Origin of the sequence: Mesorhizobium sp. LNHC229A00, assembly GCF_000502415.1 — a bacterium.
Classification (GTDB): Bacteria; Pseudomonadota; Alphaproteobacteria; order Rhizobiales; family Rhizobiaceae; genus Mesorhizobium.
On sequence record NZ_AYWQ01000241.1, the window covers coordinates 1 to 313 of the forward strand.

The 313-nt window shown below is 62.3% G+C and carries 1 protein-coding gene; it reads right to left on the bottom strand.

Going from position 1 to position 313, the window contains the following annotated elements:
• Positions 1 to 220: Clp protease N-terminal domain-containing protein (locus X742_RS01000000171375; RefSeq protein ID WP_032925255.1), on the bottom strand; the 220-nt coding region annotated here is incomplete at its 3' end.
• Positions 221 to 313 lie beyond the last annotated feature (93 nt).

Here is a 313-nt window from a genome sequence, read left to right on the forward strand (position 1 = left end):
CCTTGGGCATCGCCTCGAGCGCCGTCTCGACGCCGAGCTTGACATCGCGGACATTGCCGCCGGCGCGCTCGATCAGTGACGCGGCCAGACCCTCGTCGTCGTCGACGAGGACTTTCAGAATGTGTTCGGGGGTGAATTGCTGGTGGCTGCGCGAGAGCGCCATGGTCTGCGCGGACTGGATAAAGCCGCGCACGCGCTCTGAGTATTTCTCAAGGTTCATATTTGTCTCCTTCCATCACCGGCCCGCTTTGCGGCACCGGATCAGATTGCGGTGACGGACCCGCTCATTCGAGCCGGATCCAGTTCAAGCCAG